This is a genomic window from Thiobacillus sp. 65-1402 (assembly GCF_001897685.1).
Lineage (GTDB): Bacteria > Pseudomonadota > Gammaproteobacteria > Burkholderiales > Thiobacillaceae > Thiobacillus.
On the sequence record NZ_MKUG01000032.1, the window covers coordinates 1 to 3,345 of the forward strand.

At 63.3% G+C, this 3,345-nt stretch carries 3 protein-coding genes; all 3 read left to right on the plus strand.

Annotated features, from left to right (window positions below; translation table 11 throughout):
• On the plus strand, positions 1-820 hold an 820-nt coding region (locus BGO62_RS02775), incomplete at its 5' end, for a methyl-accepting chemotaxis protein (protein WP_296639079.1).
• A 177-nt stretch (positions 821-997) separates the two neighbouring features.
• Positions 998-2,704, plus strand: coding sequence for a methyl-accepting chemotaxis protein (locus BGO62_RS02780; protein ID WP_296639080.1), 1,707 nt, complete (start codon positions 998-1,000; stop codon positions 2,702-2,704).
• Positions 2,705-2,773: 69 nt separating this feature from the next.
• A partial coding sequence (locus tag BGO62_RS02785; RefSeq protein ID WP_296639082.1) for a nitrate- and nitrite sensing domain-containing protein occupies positions 2,774-3,345 on the plus strand: 572 nt, incomplete at its 3' end.

The following is a 3,345-nucleotide window of genomic DNA, read 5'->3' on the forward strand; positions in this document are numbered from 1 at the left end:
GGCGTCGAGCCTGGAAGAGACCGCCAGTTCGATGGAAGAGCTGACCGGCACCGTCAAGCAGAACGCCGAGCATGCCCATCATGCGAGCAAGCTGGTGATATCGACGGCAGACATTGCGGCGAATGGCGGCAAGGTGGTCGGCCAGGTCGTCGACACCATGGCCTCGATCAAGGAGAGCTCGCGCAAGATTGCCGACATCATCGGCGTCATCGACGGCATCGCCTTCCAGACCAACATCCTTGCCTTGAACGCTGCGGTGGAAGCCGCGCGTGCCGGCGAGCAGGGTCGCGGCTTTGCCGTCGTCGCCTCTGAGGTGAGGAACCTTGCCCAGCGCTCGGCCGGCGCCGCCAAGGAGATCAAGGCCCTGATCGAAGACTCCGTCGGCAAAGTCGAGGCAGGCAGCAAGCTGGTCGACGAGACCGGAGAAGCGATGGACGACATCGTGACCTCGGTTGAACTGGTGGCCGACATCGTGAACGGGATTGCCGAGGCGAGCCAGGAGCAGAGCGCCGGCATCGAACAGGTCAACCAGGCGGTCGGCCAGATGGACGAGATAACGCAGCAGAACGCCGCCCTGGTTGAACAGGCGGCGGCGGCGGCCGAGAGCCTGCGGGAGCAGGCGGCCAGGCTGGCCGAGGCGGTCAGCGTGTTCCGGCTGGACAGCATGATTGCGAATCCGCGAATCGAACGTGCGGTCGTTCAAAAGCTGGAACAGCCGGTGGCGAAGAAGGCGATGCCGTCTGCGCCATTGCCGGCGTCGCATTCGAAGAGGCTGGCGGCGGTTGCCGGCGGCGACAGCGACGAGTGGGGGGAATTCTGAGCCCGGGACATTCCGTAATGAAAAAGAACTGTCTATTCCCGCAATTATTTAGCCCTCAGGAGCAAACATCATGAAACTTGGCCAGAAACTGCCTCTCGCCTTCGTGGCGGCTCTTCCGACTGCCATCGCGGGGCCTGCCTGTGAACTACTGATTATCTATTCGCCAAGGAGAAAGAAATGAACCACACCAAGGGCGCACGCATGAAAGTCGCCACCGCTATGGGACTGGGCTTTGCGCTGGTCATCTTGCTGGGGCTGGCCATTGCCATTATCGCCCGCGTCCAGCTGGAGCGGGCCAGCAACGAAGCAAAACAGCTGGTCGATGATCGCATGACCAAGGTGGTGTGGGTCCGCATCATTCAGACCAACCTGAATTTACAGGCACGTGCCGTACGAGATATTGCCCTGGCCAACGACGAAAATGTGAAGCAGGCCGAGAAGAAACACATCGGCGAGTTGCGCGCCGAAACTGGTGCCATGTTCAAGAAGTTGGAGGAAACGATCAATACCGAACAGGGCGCCCGGATACTCAAAAGCGCGCTCGCCGCCCGCAATGCCTACAACACCGCCATGAACCGGGCGATTGAAACCGGCCTTGCCGGCGACATGGAGGGAGCGCGCGTGGTTTTGAGCGGCGAGGGCCGCCAGGCCCAGAGTGCACTCGCTCAGCCTCTGGAGGATCTGGTCAAACTGCAAGTGGGCTTGATGCATGAATCAGCCAAGCGTGTGCAAGATATTGCTGCCACCACCAGCCTGTTGATGCTGGTGATTGCCGTCATCGCCGTTGTCGCAGGCGCCGCAATTGCCTGGTTCTTGACCCGCTCCATCACCCGCCAACTGGGTGGCGAACCTGACTATGCTTCCGCCGTGGCGCGTGAAATCGCCGCCGGTAACCTGGCTGTGGAAGTCAATATCAAAGCCGGCGATAAAACCAGCCTGCTGGCCAATATGCGAGACATGCGCGACAGTCTGGTGAAGGTCGTCGGCCAGGTACGCATCGGCACTGACACCATAGCGACTGCATCGACGCAGATTGCGGCGGGCAATCTCGATCTATCGTCGCGCACCGAAGAACAGGCCTCCAGCCTTGAGGAAACCGCCAGCTCGATGGAAGAGCTGACCAGCACCGTCAGGCAGAACGCCGAGAACGCCCGCCAGGCCAACCAGCTTGTCGTCTCCACCGCCGACGTTGCGGCCAAGGGCGGCCAGGTGGTCGGCCAGGTCGTCGACACCATGGCCTCGATCAAGGAAAGCTCGCGCAAGATTGCCGACATCATCGGCGTCATCGACGGCATTGCCTTCCAGACCAACATCCTTGCCCTCAACGCCGCGGTCGAAGCCGCGCGTGCCGGCGAACAGGGTCGCGGCTTTGCCGTCGTCGCCTCCGAGGTGAGGAACCTCGCCCAGCGTTCGGCGGGTGCCGCCAAAGAGATCAAGGCCCTGATCGAGGATTCGGTAGGCAAGGTCGATGCGGGCGGCAAACTGGTCGACGAAGCCGGCAAGACCATGGACGAGATCGTCGGCTCGGTCAAACGGGTCACCGACATCATGGGCGAGATTGCCGCGGCGAGCCAGGAGCAGAGCGCCGGCATCGAGCAGGTCAACCAGGCTGTCGGGCAGATGGACGAGATGACGCAGCAGAACGCCGCGCTGGTGGAACAGGCTGCGGCTGCGGCCGAGAGCCTGCAGGATCAGGCGGCCAGGCTTGCCGAAGCGGTGAGCGTGTTCAAGCTGGACGGCGGCGGCGGACAGCGGGCGGCGCTGCCGGTGCTGCGCGAGGTCGTGGCGCTGCCGCCGTCGCGCCCGAAGGCGGCGGCCGCGGCCGCGCGGCCGAAGAAGCTCGCGGCCGCCGGCGGCGGCAACGAGGAGTGGGAAGAGTTCTGAGATGCGGGTTTGGCGGATGCGCCGACGCGCCGACGCAATCGGCCACACTATTCAACACAAGGAAAAATCGTGAAACAGTTCATCGGCAACCTGAAACTGAGCCGCAAGTTCACCTTGATCGGCGCCCTCGTTCTGGCGATGGTTGCACTGCCTGTATGGCTGGTCATCCAAGCCTCGGTCGAGGCGCTGTCCGTGGCGCACACCGAGGCCGCGGGGATCGAGCCGGCGGGCGATGCGCTTACGCTGATCAAGCTCACACAGCAGCACCGCGCCCAGTCGGCCATGATGCTGGCCGGAGACGATCGCGCCCAGACAGTGCGCCAGGCCAAACAGGCCGAAGTAGGGCAGGCCATGGCCAAGGTGCAGCAGTCGGTGGCCGGTTTGGCCGATCCCCGGCTGAATGAGCGTTTGGCCGCAATCCGCAGCGAATGGCAAGCCGTAGCCGCTGCGGTCGGCGGGAAGTCGATCGCCGGGCCGCAGAGTTTTGCACGGCACACCGCGCTGATCGCCAGGCAGCTCGCGCTGCTCGACGACATCGTCGACAGCTCGACGCTGGCTTTCGACTCCGATGCTGCCACCCATTACCTGATATCGTCGGTGCTCGTCCACTTGCCGCGTCTGAACGAAAGCCTGGGCCAGAT